The following is an 18,555-nucleotide window of genomic DNA, read 5'->3' on the forward strand; positions in this document are numbered from 1 at the left end:
TTTCCTCATATAGCCTGCTACAGTCGCCCGGCTGGTTGCACGGGGGCGCAACGGGCTGCTGACAGATGCGCGGCGGCGCGCCTTCCGCGTCGCCCAGGCTGCGGGCGCACGGCTAGCATGGACGGCAATGCTCCCCATCGGAAAGGACGCTGCCATGCTCACCATCGGATGCCATCTCTCGGACAAGGACGGATACCTTGGCATGGCCAAGGCCGCCGTGTCCATCGGGGCCAACACGTTCCAGTTCTTCACGCGCAACCCGCGCGGCGGTGCGCAGAAGGCGCTCGACCCGCAGGATATCGCCACGTTCGAGGACTATGCGCCCGAACACGGCATCGAGGTCATCCTGGGATATGCGCCCTACACGGCGAACCCCGCCAGCGCCGACCAGCGCGAGCACGATTTCACGATGATGGTGCTGGCCGAAGACCTCGCGCGCATGGCCGAGACGCCGCAAGCGATGTACACGCTGCAACCTGGCAGCGCGCTCGGCAGGCCGGTGGACGAAGCACTGGCAAGGGTTGCCGCAGCGCTCAACGACGTGATCACGCCGTCGCAGGAGACGCCCGTGCTCGTGCAGACCATGGCGGGCGAGGGCACGCAGGTGGGCAGCACGTTCGAGCAGCTGGCGCGTATCCTCGACCAGGTTAAGTTCGACGACCACACGGGCGTGCTCTTCGACGCCTGCCGGGTGTGGGGCGCTGGCTACGACATCGTGGACGACCTCGACGGCGTGGTGGAGGAGTTCGACCGCGTGATCGGCCTCGACAAGCTGGGGGCGGTCCATCTCAACGACAGCGTGGACGCGCGCGGTTCGCACAAGGATCGCCATGCGCCTATCGGCGCGGGCGAGATCGGCTTCGACGCCCTGGCGGCGCTCGCGAACCATCCTAAACTGCGCGACGTGCCGTTCTACCTGGAGGCGCCCGACGCGACGCTCAAGGAGTACGGCGAGGCCATAGAGAAGTTCCAGAAGGCCCGCGCCTCGGCCTGAGCGCGCCGCTCCATATGCTACTATAAGTGTCACGATTAAACCACCGGAAAGGATGCGGCTATGTTCACCATCGGATGCCATCTTTCGAGCGCCAAGGGCTACCTCCATATGGCGAAGACGGCCGTGTCCATCGATGCCAACACGTTCCAGTTCTTCACGCGCAACCCGCGCGGTGGGCGGGCGAAGGCCATCGACCCGAAGGACGTGGCGGCCTATGCGGCCTACGCGCCCGAGCACGGCATCACGCGCATCCTGGCGCACGCGCCCTACACGCTGAACCCCGCGTCCGACAAGCAGCAGACGCGCGATTTCGCGCTCATGGTGCTGGCCGAGGATCTCGGCCGCATGGAGGAGACGCCGCACCAGCTGTACAACATGCATCCGGGCAGCGCCACGGGCCAAACGCACGAAGCGGCCATCGCGAAGATCGCCGACGCGCTCAACCAGTCGCTTCTGCCGCACCAGACCACTACGCTGCTGCTCGAGACGATGGCGGGGAAGGGCAGCGAGATCGGAGGCACGTTCGAGGAGCTGGTGGCCATCATCGCGCAGGTTGACCTGGCCGACCACGTGGGCGTGTGCCTCGACACGTGCCATGTGTGGGATGCGGGCTACGACATCGCAGGCGACCTGGACGGCGTGGTGGAGGAGTTCGACCGCGTCATCGGCCTCGAACGCCTGCGCGCCATCCACCTCAACGATTCCCAGAACGCCCGCGGCTCGCATAAGGACCGCCACGCGCGCATCGGCGAGGGAGAGATAGGCCTGGCTGCGCTCGCCGCCGTCACGAACCACCCGAAGTTGCGGGATTTGCCGTTCTACCTGGAAACCCCCAACCCCGAACTGTCCGGCTTTGCCGAGGAGATCGCCGCCCTGCGCGAGATGCATGTGGGGTAGAGGCTTGGAAGCGTTTTAAACCTTTCTCGGGCGAATGCTTGCATCGTCGCATGCGCGTGCGAGATCCGCTGCTGTTCGGGCGGTGCCCGCTCATGCGCTGTCAAGCGAAACTCACGTTCGCGTATTTTTTCAGAGAAACCCTCTTGACCCTCCCCGTGCAGGAGGCTGTTGAATGCGATGAGAAGGAGGTGAGAACCATGTTCTACATAGGAGAGTTCTCGAAGATGGGCAAGACCACCGTCAAGACGCTGCACCACTACGACCACATCGGGCTTTTGCGTCCCGCCGCCGTGGACGGCGCGACGGGCTACCGCCTGTACACCACGTCCCAGCTCGTCGACCTGCACCGCATCCAAGCGCTGCGGCAGGCGGGCCTATCGGTGGACGAGGTAGCCGCCATCGAGGACGGCGCCGACCCGCGTCCCATCCTCTCACGGCGCCGTGAGCTCGTCGAACGGGAACTCACCGCGCGCCAGGAACGCCTCGCGCGCATCGCATTCATGCTCTCAGACGAAGGAAAGGGGTTTTCCATGAACCACCAAGCCACCATCAAGGATCTGCCCAGCTGCATTGTGTTCTCCAAAACCATGACCGTGCCCGACTTCTCCGCGTACTTCGAGGTGATCCCCGCCCTCGGCCGCGCCGTGAAGGCGGCGAACCCGAACCTCAAATGCGCCACGCCCGAATACTGCTTCATCACCTACCTCGACGGCGAGTACAAGGAGCGCGACATCACCATCAAGTACAGCGAGGCCGTGGAGGAGTACGGCGTGGAGTCGGACGGCATCGTGTTCGAGGAGGCGCCGGCCGTCACCGTCGCGTCCGTGATGCACCGCGGCCCCTACGCCGATCTGCCGCGCGCCTACGCGTTCGCGATGAACTGGATCGAGCAGAACGGCTACCGTGCGTCCGACCTCGCCCGCGAGAGCTACATCGACGGCATCTGGAACTGCGCCGACGAGTCCCAGTGGCTCACCGAGATCCAGGTTCCGGTGGAGAAGAGGTAGCGTGCGGCTGATCGGGGGGGGGTGCGTCGCCCCCCGATCAGCTAGTCTTCGAGGATCCCGAACCCGTAGTGCCGACGGGGTGCCTACCTCCTATTTCATCAGCATCTTCAGCAGCCTCATCTTCGTATCGTCGAAGGGCGGGTTGCGGATGGGCAGCTCCAGCCAGGTGCCTTTCTTGAGCGTCGATTTGTAGTGCGTGAAGCAGTCGAATCCCGCTTTGCCATGGTAGGCGCCCATACCGGAGTTGCCCACGCCGCCGAAGCCCATGTGGTTGTTCGCCAGGTGGATCACCACGTCGTTCACCGTGGCGCCGCCGAAGGGCAGACGGGTGAGCACACGGTGCTGCACCTGCTTGTCGTCGGAGAACACGTAGCAGGCGAGCGGCTTCTCGAAGGTGCGCACGATGTCGAAGGCCTGGTCAAGCGAGCGGTACGTGAGCACGGGCAGCACGGGTCCGAAGATTTCCTCGCCCATGACGGGATCGTCGAGCGTCACGCCCCGCAGGCACGTGGGCTCGATGCGCAGCGTCTCGGGGTCGCCGTGGCCGCCGAACGCCACTGTCGCGTCCGGGTTACGGTTCTCGATGAGCCCCATAACGCGCTCGAAGTGGCGCTGCGAGATCATGTGCGGCCACTGCTCGCACGCCAGGATGTCCTGCCCGTAGTACTGATGGAAGCACGCGTCGAGCTGCGACACGAAGTCGTCCACGACGTTCTCATGCACGAGGAAGTAGTCGGGAGCCACGCACGTCTGCCCTGAGTTGATGCCCTTGCCCCAGGCCACGCGCTGCGCCGCGCGCTTCACGTTGGCGGTCTCGTCCACGATGCAGGGGCTCTTCCCGCCCAACTCCAGCGTGACGCGCGTGAGGAACCGTGCGCCGGCCTGCATCACGGCGTGGCCGACGCGCGGGCTGCCGGTGAAGAACAGCTTGTCCCAGCGAACGTCGAGCAGCCAATCGTTCATATCGCTCGAACCGGGGAATCCGAAAACGTATTCGGGGGGAAACAGGCTGGCTACCATCTCCAGCAGGAACCCGCTCGTGGCAACGGATGTGCGCGAGGGTTTGAGCGCGACGCAGTTGCCGGCGGCGATGGCATCCACCATCGGCACGAGCGCAAGCTGAACGGGGTAGTTCCACGGCGAGAGCACGAGGGCCACGCCGAGCGGGCTGGGGTAGACCTTCGACGTGGAGCAAAAATGCACGATGGGCGTGCGTACGCGACGGGGGCGCGCCCATCGACCGAGATGCTTCAGGCACGTATTGATCTCCTCGTATACGAGGCCGAGTTCGGTGGCGTAGCCTTCGAACGACGACTTTCCCAGATCTTCGGCGAGTGCGTCGAGCGCGCGCTGCTCGTTCGCTTTGAGGTAGGCCTTCAGCTTCACGAGGGCCTGACGGCGGTAGTCGATCTGCATCGTGGCGCCCGTCGCGAAGAAATCTCGCATGCGCTGCGCCTGGGCTTCGACGTCGGCGACGCTTTCAAAGGTGGAGGAGGTGGTCATGATCTCGCCTTTCTATCAGTCCGCATGCGCTACCGAGCAGACGCGCCGAACGCCGCATCCAGTATTTCCAGGGCGTCTTCCAGGGTGATCTCGGTTACGTTGTACAGCGCGGCGCCGTCATAGCGGGCCTGCTTGGCCACGGCGGGCAGCTGATCGCGCGCAACGCCCAGCTCGGACAGCGTAAGCGGCACGCCGTAGCGCTCGTGGTACAGGTCGTTCAGCGAGAACAGGTGCTCGCTGAACGCGCGGTCTCGCTCTTCGTCAGATGCGTCCGGACTCAGGCCTGCCGCGCGGGCGGGTGCGAGGTGCGGCAGCAGCTCGCCGTAGAGCCCTTTGTGGATGCCGCGCTTCACGTTGAATGCCACGCAGTGGGGAAGGAGCATCATCATGGCCTGGCCGTGCGGGATGTGGCAGAGGCCGCCGAGCGAGTGCCCGAGCGCGTGCACGATGCCCACCATGGCGTTGCTGAACGCCGCCCCCGCCATGAGCGATCCGAGTGCCAGGCTCGTGCGCGCATCGACGTTCGCGCCGTCGCGGCAGGCCGTGGGCAGGTTGGCCGCGATGAGCTCGATGGCCTTCACCGCGAACGCGTCGGACACGGGGTTCTTCTGGATGGACGTGTACGCCTCCACGGCGTGCGTGAGCGCGTCCATGCCGGTGGTGGCCGTGAGCTTCGGCGGCAGCGACGCCGTGAGCGCCGGGTCGAGGATGGCCGCGTGCGGCACCAGCTTGTAGGACGTGAACGAGAGCTTCGCATGCTTCTTCGTGTCGGCCACCACGGCCACGAGCGTTACCTCGCTGCCGGTGCCGGCGGTAGTTGGCACGGCGATGAACGGCGGCAGGTCGGCGTGCAGGATCTCCGAGCCCTGCAACGTGGCGAAGTCCACGCCCTCGCAGGCGAGCGAGGCGGCCGCGCCCTTCGTGGTGTCGATGACCGAGCCTCCGCCGATGGCCACGAACCCGTCGCAGCCGCGCTCGGCGTAGAGGCGCGCCACCTCGTTCACCACGTCCATGGACGAGTCGGGCGGCACCTGGTCGAACACCTCGTAGGCTACGCCGGCCGCGTCCAGCACGTCGGTGAGCTTGGCGGCCACGTCCAGCTTCACCAAGCCCGCGTCCGTCATGACCAGCGGGTGTGCCACGCCGCGGTCCGCCAGTTCGTCGAGCAGCTTGTCGAGCGCATGCGCTCCGCAGACGATCTTGGTGGGGCAGCAGAATTCGAAAGCGTTCACCGGGTTGTTCCTTTCTCGATAAGGCTCAGCTTCGCGGGGCGGCGACGGCGCCGCGACGGTACGCCGCGCGCCAGCCGAAGAACATTTTCAGCAGCGCTGTGAACAGATAGGTGAGGGCCACGCCCATGTCGTTGGGGCCGCGCGTGGAGAACGCGCGCTGGGCGAGGGCATCTTTGAGCGTCATGTTGCCCGAGAAGCACGCGAATGCATACGCGAGGGAGCGGAACGCGATGACGTAGTCGATGGTGACGGCGTCGCCCGACGTGGTCAACCCGCTCCCGGCTCCACATCGTAGGCTACGATATCGGGCGGCACGCGCCTGAACGTGCCGCGAGCGGTTCGTTCGCAGAAGGCCGCCAGATTCGTGCCGTTTACGGCCAGCATGAACGTGCAGCCGGAGGTTACGTAGCCGATCTCCGCCCGAATGCTCGGCGACACATGTCTGAACAGGTTGACCAAGTGCGGAAGAAGGCGCAAGAGTACGCGCACGTAGAGCGTTTGGAAGCGATGGGCTGCGCCGAGCGGGCGGGTCGAAGGTTCGGACATGGCATGCTCCTTGCGTACGAGATAACGGCAGTATGATAGCGCTGCGACGATCCGACGACGTGAAAGCGCGCGGTAAAAGCAGACGGCGCTTCGACGTGCGGGCATGGTCGGCAGGCGATCGGAGTGCGCGGGGAGTACGGAGCAGGGATGCGCGTACACCAAACGGTGTAATTCCATGACGCGAAGATGACAATTGAGCACAGGGCCAGCAGATCAAAAGTCGCCGTGATACAGTTGCGCCATCAATTTCGAGCAGTGATCCGATCATAGACCACCACGATTCCAAGGAGCGTGAACCACATGACCGATATGCACGGAACCAATCCCGGCGGCAGTCCTGTGCCCCCGCCGAGCGATGAGCATGCTCAGCATACGACGCAGCCGGACCAACAGACGTACGGGCAGCAGCCGTACTATCAGCAGCCGCATCCGGCGGGTGCCGTCACGGTGCAGAAGAAATCGCACGGGCTGCGCACGTTCCTGCTCGCGTTCTGCGGCGCCGCGCTCGCGTGCGTGATCGGTCTCGGCGGCTTCGCCGTGTGGCAGTCTGTGTCAGGCGCCTCGAATGGCGGCGGCAACGATTCGGGCGGATCATCCACCCAGCTTGGCTCGTCCACGTCGAGTTCGATTGACGCCAAAGACGCTCAAGCCGATCAAACGCTGGCCGAAGCGGTGGCGAGCAAGTCCCTGCCGTCCGTTGCCGCTATCGACGTGTATGCGAACCAGTCCAGCATGTCGGGCATGTACGGCTTCGGAGCAGGCAACGGATCCGGCTCCGACACGCTTACGCAATCGTCGCTCGGCAGCGGCGTCGTGCTCACCGACGACGGCTACATCATCACGAACTACCATGTCATATCCGGCGGCGACGCCTTCAAGGTGACTATCGAAGGCGACACCTACGACGCGGAGGTTGTAGGCAGCGATCCCAGCTCCGACATCGCGGTCATCAAGGCCAAGGATGCGAGCGGCCTCAAGGCCATCGAGATCGGCAACTCCGACGACCTCGTCATCGGAGAATGGGTCATGACCATCGGCAGCCCGTTCGGCCTCGAGCAGTCCGTGGCCACCGGCATCGTGTCGGCTACGAGCCGCTCGCAGATCATGGATGCCGGCACCGACGAATACGGTCAGAGCTCCGGCGAGACCACTATCTACCCGAACATGATCCAGACTGACGCAGCCATCAACCCCGGCAACTCGGGCGGTGCGCTCGTCGACGCAGACGGCAAGCTCATCGGCATCAACACGCTGATCACGTCCTACTCCGGCAACTACTCCGGCGTCGGCTTCGCCATTCCGGTGAACTACGCGGTGAATCTCGCGCAGCAGATCATCGATGGCAAGACACCGACCCACGCGCAGCTCGGCGTGTCCCTGTCCACGGTGAACGCCCAGAACGCCCAGCGCTACGGCCTGGCCGCTGACAGCGGCGCGTACGTCGCAGCCGTGAGCGAGGGTTCCGGCGCAGCCCAGGCCGGCATCCAGGTCGGCGACATCATTACGAAGTTCGACGGCCAGAACGTGGAATCCGCAAGCGACCTCATGCTGGATGTTCGTTCCAAGAACCCCGGCGACAAGGTGACGCTCGACGTCAACCGCAACGGCGAGACCAAGCAGGTCGAGGTCACGCTCGGCTCCGACGAGAGCGCGCAGAGCGCCTCCACTCAGCAGAACAGCGGTAATGGGTCGATGCTCGAGCGCCTGTTCGGCGGTGGAGCATCGAACGATAAGGCGGCGTAAGCGCGCGACCGCATCGGTTCAGCACGCAACGCGAAGGCCCTGGATCATGCGTCCGGGGCCTTCGTTCGCTTCGGATCCGTCACGATCGATGGCGTCATGAGCATGGAGCAGCGCAGCGTCTGGTCATTGCGTGGAATGACCGAAAAGGGAGGCCGAGGGCGAGCCGCCTTTTCCATTTTTCGGGTAAGATGATCGGCGCAAGAACGAAGCGATCGTCGAAGGGGTTGGTCGGATGTCAGAAGACTACCGGTACAAGCGCGTGCTGCTCAAGCTGTCGGGAGAAGCGCTGGCGGGTGATGTGGGCTATGGCATCGATCCGAAGGTGGTCGACGATCTGGCCGATCAGATTGCCGAGATCGTGCGCGGTGGCGTGCAGCTGGCAGTCGTCGTGGGCGGCGGCAACATTTTCCGCGGTCTGGCCGGAAGCGCCGAAGGCATGGATCGTGCGCAGGCCGATTACATCGGCATGCTGGCAACTGTTATGAATGCGCTGGCTCTTCAGGACGCTTTCGAGCGCCACGGCGTCTTCTCCCGCGTGCAGAGTGCCATCAACATGCAGGAAGTGTCCGAGCCCTACATCCGGCGTCGCGCTATCCGCCATATGGAGAAGGGGCGCGTCGTCATTCTGGCCGCCGGCACCGGCAACCCCTATTTCACCACCGACACGACGGCCGCCCTGCGCGCCTGCGAACTCGATGTCGACGTGCTCATGAAGGCCACGAAAGTCGACGGGGTATACGACAGCGATCCCGAGAAGAACCCGAACGCCAAGCGGTTCGACCGCATCAGCTACATGGACGTGCTTTCGAAGAGCCTTAACGTCATGGACTCTACTGCGACATCGCTGTGCATGGACAACAATGTTCCTATGATCGTGTTCGATCTGACCGTGAAGGGCAACATTTCACGCGCTTTGAAGGGCGAAAACGTCGGAACCACGGTAGAATAGGGTCGTCGGCTCGCGTCCCCGGGGCGGGCGCAAGGCAGGGTCTAGGGCGAAAGGAATCGGAATGATCGACGATATTATGCTGCAGGCCGAAGAACGCATGCAGGGCGCGCTCCACTCGCTGGGCAACAACTTTTCTTCCGTGCGCACGGGACGTGCGAACGCCATGGTGCTCGATCGCATCAGAGTGGATTACTACGGCGTGCCCACGCCAGTGAACCAGATGGCAGGCATCAAGACGCCGGATGCGCACATGCTGGTCATCGAGCCGTGGGACAAGGGCGTGCTCGGCGCAATCGAGCAGGCCATCCTTGCGAGCGACTTGGGCGTGACGCCGTCCAACGACGGATCCGTCATTCGTCTCCCGTTCCCTACGCTCACCGAGGAACGCCGTCGTGATCTAGTAAAGCAGTGCAAGGGCTACGCCGAGGAGGCGCGCGTCGCCGTTCGCAAGGCGCGCCAGGAGGCTAATGCTGCCATCGAGCGCGCAGTCAAAGAGGACAGCCTTCCCGAGGACGATGAGCGTCGTGCCCAGTCCGAGGTGCAGAAGCTCACGGACAAGTACGTGGCCGAAATAGACGAGGCTTTCAAGAAGAAGGAAGCCGAAGTCATGGAGATCTAGGGGTTCTGCGGGCCTCCGGCCCGCGGAATTGCTCGACGCTGCGAAGCGTCGGGGCTTCCCATCTCGCGGCGAAGGCGATAGCTCGCGTACCGAAGTACGCTTCGCCATCGCCTTCGCCGCGATCTGGGGCACCGCGGCGCTTCTCGCTGACTTACTGCGCCGACCTGCAACTGCAAGATCAACCTGGGTGCTCGACGTGCGACCTGAAAGCAGTGCTTCCTTGAACAAGCCGCTCGACTACATATTCCCGAACCCTCCCGCCGGCCTTGATCCGACGCGGCTCGACCCTGCGGCGGTGCCCGAGCACGTAGCCGTCATCATGGATGGCAACGGTCGCTGGGCCAAAGAGCGCGGCAAGAACCGCCTGTTCGGCCACAAGGCCGGCATTGAAGCGGTGCGCGAGACCATCCGGTGCGCGTCCGACGTGGGCGTGCGCTACCTGACCATCTACTCGTTCTCGTCCGAGAACTGGAAGCGGCCCCAAGACGAGGTCATCGGCCTCATGAACCTGTTTGCCACCACGATGCTCGCCGAGGTGGACGGCCTGCACGAGGAGCACGTGCGCGTGATGACCATCGGGCGCACCGACGAGCTGCCGAAGAAGACGCGCGACGCGTTCGCGAAGGCATGGGAGAAGACGAAGGACAACGACGGCATGACGCTCGTGGTGGCCGTGAACTACGGCGGCCGCGTGGAGATGCTGGACGCCATGCGCTCGCTCATGGACGAGGCCCATGCCGCGGTGCGTGCCGGCCGCGCGCCCGAGGAGCTGACCGAGGAGTCGTTCGCCCGCCACCTGTACACCGCGGACATTCCCGACCCCGACCTGCTCATCCGCACGAGCGGTGAGATGCGCGTGTCGAACTTCCTGCTGTGGCAGATCGCCTATTCCGAGTTCGTGTGCACCGACGTGCTGTGGCCCGACTTCGACCGCTACGAGCTCCTGCGAGCGCTCTTGGAGTTCCAGGGGCGCGACCGCCGGTTCGGGGCGGTGAAGTAAGTGGCTCAGCGGCCCTCACGTCATCCCAAGCGAAGGCCGCAGGTCGGCGGTGAAGGGTCCCGCTCTGCGCCGGTCGAGGATCCCGCTGCGGGCGATGATCCCAAGCGCACGGGGCGCATCAAGGATTTCGCCTACGAGAAAACGCCTAAGAAGCTGAAGAACGCCACCGACTTGCAGGTGCGCTTTCGCACGGGCTTCGTGTACGTTGCCCTGTCGGTGCTGTGCATTCTTGTCAGCGATTGGACTACGGTGGCGTTCCTCGTGGTTACGGCCGGCATCACGGCCGGTGAGTTCTACTACATGCTGCGGTCCGACGCGAAGCTGCCCAACGAGATGCTCGGCATCATCGCGGCCATGCTGTATCCGCTCAGCGTGTTCCTCTTAGGGCTGGACGGCGCACTGTACGTGAGCCTCGCGCTGCTGCTGGCGCTCATCATGTGGTACGTGTTCTGGATGCGGGCACGCGTCCCCGACGTGGGCGTGAGCTTCTTCGGCGCCGCGTACTGCGGCATGCTGCTGTCGGGCCTTGTCGTTGTTCGCACGGCGCTGCCCCAGCCGTGGGGCGGGGTGCTGGCGCTCGGCATCTTCTTCAGCGTATGGGCGAACGATTCGTTCGCGTATCTCGTGGGCAGCAAGTTCGGCAAGCATAAGCTGGCGCCGCGCACGAGTCCGAAGAAGAGCTGGGAGGGCTTCATCGCCGGGCTCGTCGGGTCGGCGGCGTTCTGGTGCCTGATGACCCTCATCCCGGGCGTGACGATGTCCATTCCGCAGGCGCTGCTGTTCGGTTTGATCAGCGGGCTTATGGGCGTGCTCGGCGATTTGGCCGAAAGCCGCATCAAGCGCAACTCGGGCTTCAAGGACTCCGGCACCATCATGCCGGGTCACGGCGGGCTGCTCGATCGTTGCGACTCGCTGTTTTTGGTGGCCGTCACCTCGGCCATCTTGCTGCTCGGCTTCGGCTGCATACCGTATCCGGTTCCGCTGGTCTGACGGAATGTGATGCTGCTGCGGCTGTCCTCGTCGACGTAAGGACGACTTGTTGAACGTGTGTATATGTAGGAGGCGCGCATGAGGCGCATCGTTGTGTTGGGCTCCACGGGTTCCATCGGCACGCAGACGCTCGACGTGGCGCGCCGCCATTCCGACAAGCTGAAGGTGGTGGGACTCGCCGTGAACGCGCGGGCCGACGACCTGTTGGCGCAGGCGCGGGCGTTCGGTGTGCGCCACCTCGCGGTGGGCGATACGCGCCTGGCGGGCGAGCCGATTGCCGACGACCTGTTGGCGCAGGCGCGCAGCGGCGCGGCACCGGTTGCGGATGCGCCGTCGTCGCTGGCCCAGGCTGTGGCGCGTCGCAACGCGGGCGGGGAGGGGTCGCTCGGGTTCGGTGCCGACGCGGTGGTCGGACTCGTGCGCCTCCCCGAGGCCGACATCGTGGTGAACGCGCTCGTGGGCGCCGCCGGCCTCCGTGCCAGCTACGAGACGCTCGCGGCGGGCAAGGTGCTCGCGCTGGCGAACAAGGAGTCGCTCGTGGTGGGCGGCGACCTCATCATGCCGTTGGCCGCCCAGGTCGATGCGCAGCGCCGTGCGGTTGGCTTTGCTCCCGATGCCGGCCCGGCCGGCGCCCTCATGCCTATTGATTCGGAGCACGGGGCCATCTACCAGTGCCTGATCGGCGAAGATGCGCGGGAGGCGAGCCGCCTGTGGGTGACCGCTTCCGGCGGTCCGTTCCGCGGGCGCACACGCGACGATCTTCGGGACATCACGCCGGCCCAAGCGCTTGCACACCCGACATGGAACATGGGGGCGAAGATATCCATTGATTCCTCGACGTTGATGAACAAGGGACTCGAGGTCATCGAGGCACACCATCTGTTCGCCATGCCCTATGACAAGATCACTGTGGTCGTGCAGCCGCAGAGCGCTATCCACTCCATGGTGGAGTTCGCCGATGGCAGCGTGAAAGCGCACCTGGGCACAACCGATATGCGCATTCCCATCCAGTATGCGCTCAGCTACCCCGAGCGTTGGGACGCGCCGGTTGCGCCCCTCGATTTCCGTGCGCTCGGTTCGCTCGAGTTCGCTGCACCGGACGAGGATACGTTCCGCTGTCTGGCGCTTGCACGCCATGCGGGTGCGGAAGGCGGGACGCTGCCGTGCGTCATGAACGCCGCAAACGAGGTTGCCGTTGCGGCGTTTCTTGCCGAAGAGGGCAGCTATCTGGGTATCGCGGCATGCGTGGAGGCCGTCATGGAGGCGCATGAGCGCGAGGGCGTTCAGCGCGTGGAGAGCCTCGACCAGCTTGAACAGATCGACGGTTGGGCCCGTTCATGCGCCCGCGCTTGGATTGCCGATCATTGAGGCGCGTTGGCTCCGGGCGTATGTCGGCGCGTCTGCCCTTCGTTGTGGAGCGCGCCCTTTGGCTGCGGGGCCTTGGCGCAACGATTCAGTGTGGCGGTTTCGTCTCCCACTTGTAGGTTTTTCCCGAACGCCGGTTCGCGCCTGACGGCCTTCCGTATAATGGCGCCATGCGCGCTGCGAACGCGTGCGGGACATGTTTTCCTCGCATTCGAAAGGATACGAGTATATGGATATCGTTTTGATGATTCTCTGCGCTACGGCGGTGCTCGGCTTCCTCGTGTTCATCCACGAGGGCGGCCACTACCTGGCGTCGCGTGCGTTCGGCGTGCGCGTGACCGAGTTCATGCTCGGTTTGCCCGGCCCGTCCATCGGCTTCACAAAGTGGGGAACCAAATTCGGCGTGACGCCCATTCTGTTGGGCGGGTATGCGAAGGTGTGCGGCATGGAGCCCGGCGAGATGAGTCCGCACCTCGAGGCGGCGCTCGCATCCCTGCACCGACGCGGCACCGCGAATATGGAGGACGTAGCGCGTGACTGCGGCATCACCGATGATGAGGCGTACGAGGCTCTCGAAGAGCTGGTCGAGTGGGGAAGCGCGACAGGACCCACGAAGAAAGATCAGTTCAACACGTATCGGGCTCCAGCATTCCAGCCAAGCAGAAGGCAGATCAAGGCCGCGCAGGATGCGGGCGAGCCCTTGCCCGAACCATACGCGCTCGGTCAGGCGCGTTCCGTAGCGGATCCGCATGCCCTGTTCGAGAGCGAGTACAAGCAGCAGTACCGCAGCTTGCCGTTCTGGAAGCGCTCGGTCATTCTCGTGGCGGGCGTGGGCGTGAACCTTCTGTTCGCCATCCTAGTGTTCGTGGTGCTGTACTCGGTGCTTGGCTTCGACGTGCAGAACCCGGAGACGGGCGAGATTGCCCATATGGCTTTGGATCCTGTGCGTTCCGTCGAGATGGGCTTCATGTACATTGGCATGGTCGTGCAGGCGGTGGCGGGGCTGTTCAATCCTGCCACGGCGGCCGAGACGGTGTCGAATTCAGCGTCCATCGTGGGCATCGCCGTGATGTCGAAGGATGCGGCCATGCTCGGTTTCGAGAGCTTTCTACTGTTCACAGCAATGATCTCGGTGTCGCTCGGCATCATGAATCTGTTGCCCATCCCGCCGCTTGACGGCGGGCGCTTCGTCATCGAGGTGTTCCAGAAGCTGTCGCGCAAGATGGTGTCCATGAGGGCGCTGAACTATCTGTCGGCGGCGGGCATGGTGCTGTTCCTCGGCTTCTTTCTCGTCATGGTCAACCAGGACATCCAAAGGTTCGTGTTCGGCAACTGGTAAAGCTTCGGCATTCCGCAGCCGCTGCATTCTAGGCGAGCTGACGGCAGGTTCGCTGCGGGCCGTTCCGCCGCGCCGCCGTTCGGACGCGCTTCTGCCCGAGCTCGCGTTCGGACGTTTTTGGGGCAGACTTCGTGAACAGAGTTCGGTGCGGGCCGTTTCGGCGGTACAATAGTCCGGCATGCGCTTCGAGTGCATGTCAGACGAACCGAACGGGGAGCCGCAATGGGCAAGCCAAACGAACATACTCGCCGGGTCATGGTGGGCGATGTGCCGCTGGGAGGCGGCGCGCCTGTTGTCGTGCAGTCCATGCTCAATGCGCCCGCTGACGATGCGGCTGCCAATCTCGCGCAGATTGAGGAGCTTGCCGCTGCAGGCTGCGAGATCGTGCGCATGGCCATTCCGCACCGGCGTGATATCGACGTCTTCGCCCAGGTCTGTTCCGCGTCGCCCTTGCCCGTGGTGGCCGATATCCACTTCGACGCGCACATCGCCGTGGAGGCTGCTCGCCGCGGGGCCGCGAAACTGCGTATTAACCCCGGCAATATCGGAGGCCTCGACAAGACGCGCGCCGTGCTCGATGCGGCGGGCGAGGCGGGCATTCCGATCCGTATTGGCGTGAACGCCGGATCGCTCGATGGGGCGCTTGCCGCGCGCGACGATCTGACGCTACCGCAGAAGCTGGCGCGGTCGGCCGCCGACTACGTGCGCTTCTGCGAGGACGAAGGCTTCCGCGATCTTGTCGTGAGCGCGAAGGCGCACGACGTCATGACCACGGTGCGCACCTACCGCCTACTCGCCGAGGAGCTGCCGCACGTGCCTTTGCACATCGGCGTCACGGAGGCGGGCACGGCCTTCCAGGGGGCCATCAAGAGCGCCTGCGGCCTTGGGATTCTGCTTGAGGAGGGTATCGGCGACACGCTGCGCATCTCGCTCACGGACGATCCCGTGCAGGAGATTCGCGCGTGCTGGACGCTGCTTGCGTCGCTCGACCTGCGTCGACGAGCCCCCGAACTGGTTAGCTGTCCGACGTGCGGGCGTTGCCAGGTGGATCTCATCGGGTTGGCCCGGGAGGTGGAAGATCGCATCGCGCATCTCGACAAGCCGCTCAAAGTGGCGGTGATGGGGTGTGTGGTTAACGGCCCGGGTGAGGCTGCCGACGCCGATATAGGCGTGGCTTGCGGTGCGGGTTCGGGCGTGGTGTTTGTGCAGGGAACCGTCGTTCGCAAGGTGGGGGAGACCGCCATTGCGGACGCTTTGATGGAGGAGATAGGAAGGCTATGACGAACGCGACCAATATCATGCGCATGAGCGAGCTGTACGTGCCCACGCTCAAGGAGGATCCTGCCGATGCCGAGATTGCCAGTCACCGTCTGCTTTTGCGCGCTGGCATGATCCGCAAGACGGCGTCGGGGGTGTACACCTTTCTGCCGCTCGGCAAACGGGTCCTCGCCAAGGTGGAAAATATCGTTCGCGAGGAGATGGACGCCATCGGCGCGCAGGAGATCATGATGCCGGCGCTTCAGCCGGCGGAGCTTTGGTACGAGTCGGGTCGCTGGAACGACTACGGGCCCGAGCTTATGCGCCTTGCCGATCGCCATGGCCACGAATTCTGCCTCGGGCCCACCCATGAGGAGCTGCTCACCGCTACGATGCGCAACGAGCTGCGCTCTTACAAGGAGCTGCCGCTTGCGCTCTACCAGATTCAGGTGAAGTTCCGAGACGAGATTCGCCCGCGCTTCGGTCTTCTGCGCAGCCGCGAGTTCATCATGAAGGACGCCTACAGCTTCCATGCCGACCAGGAGTCGCTCCAGAAGACCTACGACGACATGAGCGCCGCCTACGAGCGTATCTGCAAGCGCATGGGCCTTGACTTCCGTCCGGTCGAAGCCGATTCGGGCCAGATTGGCGGCAGCGTGACCTGCGAGTACATGGCGCTCGCCGAAGCGGGCGAGGCGGAGCTTGTGCACTGCGCGTGCGGCTATGCGGCCAATGCCGAGGCTGGCGACTGCCTAGCGCGCCCGACCGTCTACGATGTGTCGAAGATGGAGAAGATCGCCACGCCTGACGTGCACACCATAGCCGAGCTGGCTGCATTCCTCGACATTCCCGAGTCGTCCACCGTCAAAGCGCTGTCCGGAAAGAACGCCGAAGGCCAGCTCGTCGTCATGTTCGTTCCTGGCGACCACGACCTCAACGAGCTGAAAGCCGCTCGCGCAGCCGGTGGTTTCGAGCTGCTCACGGATGAGGACATGGAGGCCTTCGGGCTGCATAAGGGCTCGATGGGACCCGTGGGCCTGCCGCAGGAGGCTCGCGTGATCGCTGCGCGCAGCTTGCAGGCGGTTCCCAAGTGGGTGGTCGGAGCCAACGAGGAGGGATTCCACTATGTAGGCGCCCGTCTGGGCGAGGATTTCGATGTGGATGAGTGGGCGGATCTCTGCACCGTCCAGCCGGGCGACAGCTGTCCGGAGTGCGGGCTGCCGCTCGAAGGCGCTCGTGGTATCGAGGTCTCGCAGGTGTTCCAACTTGGCGACAAGTACTCGCGCGCGATGGGTGCCACGTTCATGGATGAGGACGGCGAGGAGCGACCGTTCCTTATGGGCTGCTACGGTGTGGGCATCTCGCGTTCGATGGCTGCCATCGTCGAACAGCACAACGACGAGAACGGCATTTCCTGGCCGCTGCCCGTCGCGCCGGCGCACGTGTGCGTCGTGCCGCTCGTCGTAGGGGACGACTTCGTGCATCCGGCTGCGGAGAAGCTGGCGGCGGAGCTGTCGAAACTGGGTCTGGAAGTGGTCATCGACGATCGCAAAGAGCGCGCGGGCGTGAAGTTCGCCGACGCCGATCTGATCGGCTGGCCGTTGCAGGTGATCGTCGGCAAGCGCAGCTTGTCCGAGGGCAAGGTGGAAATCAAGCGCCGCAGCACCGGCGCTCGACGCGACATCGATCTCGTCGCGCTGCGGGACGGCCTCGCTTTCACGCTGCGCAACGCGAAAACCTGGGGCAACGAGCTGAGCCTGTTCGGCCAGCTGTTCGAATAGGAAGACATCAAGCCGGTACCTGGTGAAAGGGGAGAGAACCTCGTGCAGCGCGACATCAACGCTGTCCTGTTCGATTTGGATGGGACGCTCGTTGACACCTACGATCTGATCTTGGCTTCGTTCCGACATGCGACGAAGACGGTGCTGGATGAGGTCATCCCCGATCAGGAGCTCATGTGCAAGGTAGGTCAGCCCCTTGTCGTGCAGATGTGGGATTTTACCACCGACCAGGCTGTGCATGACGAGCTCATGGCGTCCTACCGCGCTCATAACGCACGTGTGCACGATGACCTCATCAAGATATTTCCCGGCACCGCGCCTGCGCTCGGGCGCCTGAAAGAAGCGGGCGTGCCGCTTGGGGTGGTCACGTCGAAGCGGCACGAGGCCGCTATGCAGGCGCTTGAGCGCTTCGATTTGGCTGGGTATTTCGAATTTGTCGTGAGTCCAGACGATTGGCCTGAGTACAAGCCCGCTCCCGGTCCCGTGCTGCATGGCTGCGAGCTCCTTGGGCGTGCGCCGCAAGAGTGCCTCTACGTGGGCGACAGTCCCTTTGATATGCAGGCGGGCAACGGAGCGGGATGTCCGACGGCTGCAGCGCTTTGGGGCATGTTCTCGCCTGCGGCATTGCACGCCGAGCGTCCCGTCTTCATGTGCGCGGATATCGCCGAAATCCCCGCGCTGGTGCACTAGCCTACTGCACGGCTTCAAGTGCTCGTGAGTGGTTTCCGTTCGCCGCTCTGCTCCTGCCGCTCGATCGATGGGCTTCGACGCTCGTGTCCGTTCGTCGGGAAATGACGCCTCGGCTGCATGGTCTTCAGGAGAAACAGCCTGCTCGTCTTTTAAAGTAGGGTCGGTAAGGGACTACGTACGCAGCACCAGCAAGAATCGCGCAGCTGCTGCGGATGATGGCATCCGCACGCTTCAGCGCACTTGAACGGAAGGTTGATCGCCGTGTTGGATTCCAGTCGACTCTCAGACGAGGAAGCGAGCGCCATGTTCGAACAGCTCGGCATACCAGAAAAGGCACAAGCAAGGAAAGAGCCCCAGCCTTCTCCGCGAGCCGCATCGAACGATTCCGAAGTTGCCCGTTTGCTCAGGGAGCTCTATCGCTCCGATGTCGGAAAACACCCCACCCGCAACGTGTAGCGGAGAGCGGTCGGCATGCCGCGAGCCAGTATCGGCATCATTTCGCGTGCAGTCGCGAGTTCCTGCTTCAGCGCCAGGTGAAGCGCAGGTTGCGAATGCTCTGAAACGGAAGAGCTGCCGCGCTTTGTGACGAGCCGGTCATGGGTCGTCTCTCTTTCGCCCACATCATGCCGCGCGCATTGCCCTT

Annotated in this window: 17 protein-coding genes; 13 read left to right on the plus strand and 4 right to left on the minus strand. The window is 64.1% G+C overall.

Annotation, left to right across the window (positions count from 1 at the left end; translation table 11 throughout):
• Nucleotides 1-154: 154 nt before the first annotated feature.
• The 3 genes from C2L71_RS01680 to C2L71_RS01690 all read left to right on the plus strand — a co-directional run bounded on the left by C2L71_RS01680 (nt 155) and on the right by C2L71_RS01690 (nt 2,898).
• Nucleotides 155-994 carry a deoxyribonuclease IV gene (locus C2L71_RS01680; protein ID WP_103264244.1) on the plus strand — a complete coding sequence of 280 codons (840 nt, stop codon included), beginning with the start codon at nt 155-157 and terminating at the stop codon, nt 992-994.
• Nucleotides 995-1,054: 60 nt separating this feature from the next.
• Nucleotides 1,055-1,891, plus strand: a complete 837-nt coding sequence (locus C2L71_RS01685; RefSeq protein WP_103264044.1) for a deoxyribonuclease IV — start codon at nt 1,055-1,057, stop codon at nt 1,889-1,891.
• 197 nt (nt 1,892-2,088) lie between these two features.
• On the plus strand, nt 2,089-2,898 hold the full coding sequence (locus C2L71_RS01690; RefSeq protein WP_103264245.1) for a MerR family transcriptional regulator: 810 nt from the start codon (nt 2,089-2,091) through the stop codon (nt 2,896-2,898).
• A gap of 90 nt (nt 2,899-2,988) precedes the next feature.
• Here C2L71_RS01690 and C2L71_RS01695 read toward each other — a convergent pair whose 3' ends face one another.
• The 4 genes from C2L71_RS01695 to C2L71_RS12245 are packed head-to-tail and all read right to left on the minus strand — an operon-like array spanning nt 2,989 to nt 6,179.
• Entirely contained in the window at nt 2,989-4,401 is a 1,413-nt protein-coding gene (locus C2L71_RS01695; RefSeq protein WP_103264045.1) for an aldehyde dehydrogenase, read from the minus strand.
• Between the two features lie 29 nt (nt 4,402-4,430).
• The gene (locus tag C2L71_RS01700) at nt 4,431-5,633 is read right to left on the minus strand and encodes an iron-containing alcohol dehydrogenase (protein ID WP_103264046.1); all 1,203 of its coding nucleotides are present in this window, start codon (nt 5,631-5,633) and stop codon (nt 4,431-4,433) included.
• A gap of 25 nt (nt 5,634-5,658) precedes the next feature.
• Complete coding sequence (locus C2L71_RS12240) at nt 5,659-5,904, minus strand: hypothetical protein (RefSeq protein ID WP_239926215.1); 246 nt, start codon at nt 5,902-5,904, stop codon at nt 5,659-5,661.
• Nucleotides 5,901-6,179, minus strand: coding sequence for a hypothetical protein (locus C2L71_RS12245; protein WP_239926216.1), 279 nt, complete (start codon nt 6,177-6,179; stop codon nt 5,901-5,903). Before C2L71_RS12245 ends, C2L71_RS12240 begins: the two co-directional genes overlap by 4 nt.
• 300 nt (nt 6,180-6,479) lie before the next feature.
• Here C2L71_RS12245 and C2L71_RS01710 point away from each other — a divergent pair, with 300 nt between their 5' ends.
• The 10 genes from C2L71_RS01710 to C2L71_RS01755 all read left to right on the plus strand — a co-directional run bounded on the left by C2L71_RS01710 (nt 6,480) and on the right by C2L71_RS01755 (nt 17,912).
• Nucleotides 6,480-7,922, plus strand: a complete 1,443-nt coding sequence (locus C2L71_RS01710) for a S1C family serine protease (protein WP_103264047.1) — start codon at nt 6,480-6,482, stop codon at nt 7,920-7,922.
• 232 nt (nt 7,923-8,154) lie between these two features.
• Complete coding sequence (gene pyrH / locus C2L71_RS01715; protein ID WP_103264048.1) at nt 8,155-8,871, plus strand: UMP kinase; 717 nt, start codon at nt 8,155-8,157, stop codon at nt 8,869-8,871.
• Nucleotides 8,872-8,932: 61 nt separating this feature from the next.
• Complete coding sequence (gene frr / locus C2L71_RS01720; RefSeq protein WP_103264049.1) at nt 8,933-9,490, plus strand: ribosome recycling factor; 558 nt, start codon at nt 8,933-8,935, stop codon at nt 9,488-9,490.
• 220 nt (nt 9,491-9,710) lie between these two features.
• Nucleotides 9,711-10,490: an isoprenyl transferase gene (locus tag C2L71_RS01725; RefSeq protein ID WP_103264246.1), complete on the plus strand. Its 780-nt coding sequence runs from the start codon at nt 9,711-9,713 to the stop codon at nt 10,488-10,490.
• Between the two features lie 117 nt (nt 10,491-10,607).
• Complete coding sequence (locus C2L71_RS01730) at nt 10,608-11,480, plus strand: phosphatidate cytidylyltransferase (RefSeq protein WP_103264247.1); 873 nt, start codon at nt 10,608-10,610, stop codon at nt 11,478-11,480.
• Between the two features lie 78 nt (nt 11,481-11,558).
• Nucleotides 11,559-12,848, plus strand: a complete 1,290-nt coding sequence (dxr, locus tag C2L71_RS01735) for a 1-deoxy-D-xylulose-5-phosphate reductoisomerase (RefSeq protein WP_103264050.1) — start codon at nt 11,559-11,561, stop codon at nt 12,846-12,848.
• Nucleotides 12,849-13,074: 226 nt separating this feature from the next.
• Nucleotides 13,075-14,184, plus strand: coding sequence for a site-2 protease family protein (locus C2L71_RS01740; RefSeq protein WP_103264051.1), 1,110 nt, complete (start codon nt 13,075-13,077; stop codon nt 14,182-14,184).
• Nucleotides 14,185-14,406: 222 nt separating this feature from the next.
• Nucleotides 14,407-15,465 carry a flavodoxin-dependent (E)-4-hydroxy-3-methylbut-2-enyl-diphosphate synthase gene (ispG, locus tag C2L71_RS01745; protein WP_103264052.1) on the plus strand — a complete coding sequence of 353 codons (1,059 nt, stop codon included), beginning with the start codon at nt 14,407-14,409 and terminating at the stop codon, nt 15,463-15,465.
• Nucleotides 15,462-17,222 carry a proline--tRNA ligase gene (locus C2L71_RS01750; protein WP_103264053.1) on the plus strand — a complete coding sequence of 587 codons (1,761 nt, stop codon included), beginning with the start codon at nt 15,462-15,464 and terminating at the stop codon, nt 17,220-17,222. The genes ispG and C2L71_RS01750 overlap by 4 nt, the downstream gene beginning before the upstream one ends.
• 42 nt (nt 17,223-17,264) lie before the next feature.
• On the plus strand, nt 17,265-17,912 hold the full coding sequence (locus C2L71_RS01755) for an HAD family hydrolase (protein ID WP_103264054.1): 648 nt from the start codon (nt 17,265-17,267) through the stop codon (nt 17,910-17,912).
• Nucleotides 17,913-18,555 lie beyond the last annotated feature (643 nt).

It is taken from the genome of Enteroscipio rubneri (assembly GCF_002899715.1).
Lineage (GTDB): Bacteria > Actinomycetota > Coriobacteriia > Coriobacteriales > Eggerthellaceae > Enteroscipio > Enteroscipio rubneri.

Bases quoted from the DNA above. Each gene is read 5' to 3' on its own strand.
- C2L71_RS01680 (WP_103264244.1), top strand. From the start codon at position 155: ATGCTCACCATCGGATGCCATCTCTCGGACAAGGACGGATACCTTGGC.
- C2L71_RS01685 (WP_103264044.1), top strand. From the start codon at position 1,055: ATGTTCACCATCGGATGCCATCTTTCGAGCGCCAAGGGCTACCTCCAT.
- C2L71_RS01690 (WP_103264245.1), top strand. From the start codon at position 2,089: ATGTTCTACATAGGAGAGTTCTCGAAGATGGGCAAGACCACCGTCAAG.
- C2L71_RS01695 (WP_103264045.1), bottom strand. From the start codon at position 4,401: ATGACCACCTCCTCCACCTTTGAAAGCGTCGCCGACGTCGAAGCCCAG.
- C2L71_RS12245 (WP_239926216.1), bottom strand. From the start codon at position 6,179: ATGTCCGAACCTTCGACCCGCCCGCTCGGCGCAGCCCATCGCTTCCAA.
- C2L71_RS01710 (WP_103264047.1), top strand. From the start codon at position 6,480: ATGACCGATATGCACGGAACCAATCCCGGCGGCAGTCCTGTGCCCCCG.
- pyrH (WP_103264048.1), top strand. From the start codon at position 8,155: ATGTCAGAAGACTACCGGTACAAGCGCGTGCTGCTCAAGCTGTCGGGA.
- frr (WP_103264049.1), top strand. From the start codon at position 8,933: ATGATCGACGATATTATGCTGCAGGCCGAAGAACGCATGCAGGGCGCG.
- dxr (WP_103264050.1), top strand. From the start codon at position 11,559: ATGAGGCGCATCGTTGTGTTGGGCTCCACGGGTTCCATCGGCACGCAG.
- C2L71_RS01740 (WP_103264051.1), top strand. From the start codon at position 13,075: ATGGATATCGTTTTGATGATTCTCTGCGCTACGGCGGTGCTCGGCTTC.
- ispG (WP_103264052.1), top strand. From the start codon at position 14,407: ATGGGCAAGCCAAACGAACATACTCGCCGGGTCATGGTGGGCGATGTG.
- C2L71_RS01750 (WP_103264053.1), top strand. From the start codon at position 15,462: ATGACGAACGCGACCAATATCATGCGCATGAGCGAGCTGTACGTGCCC.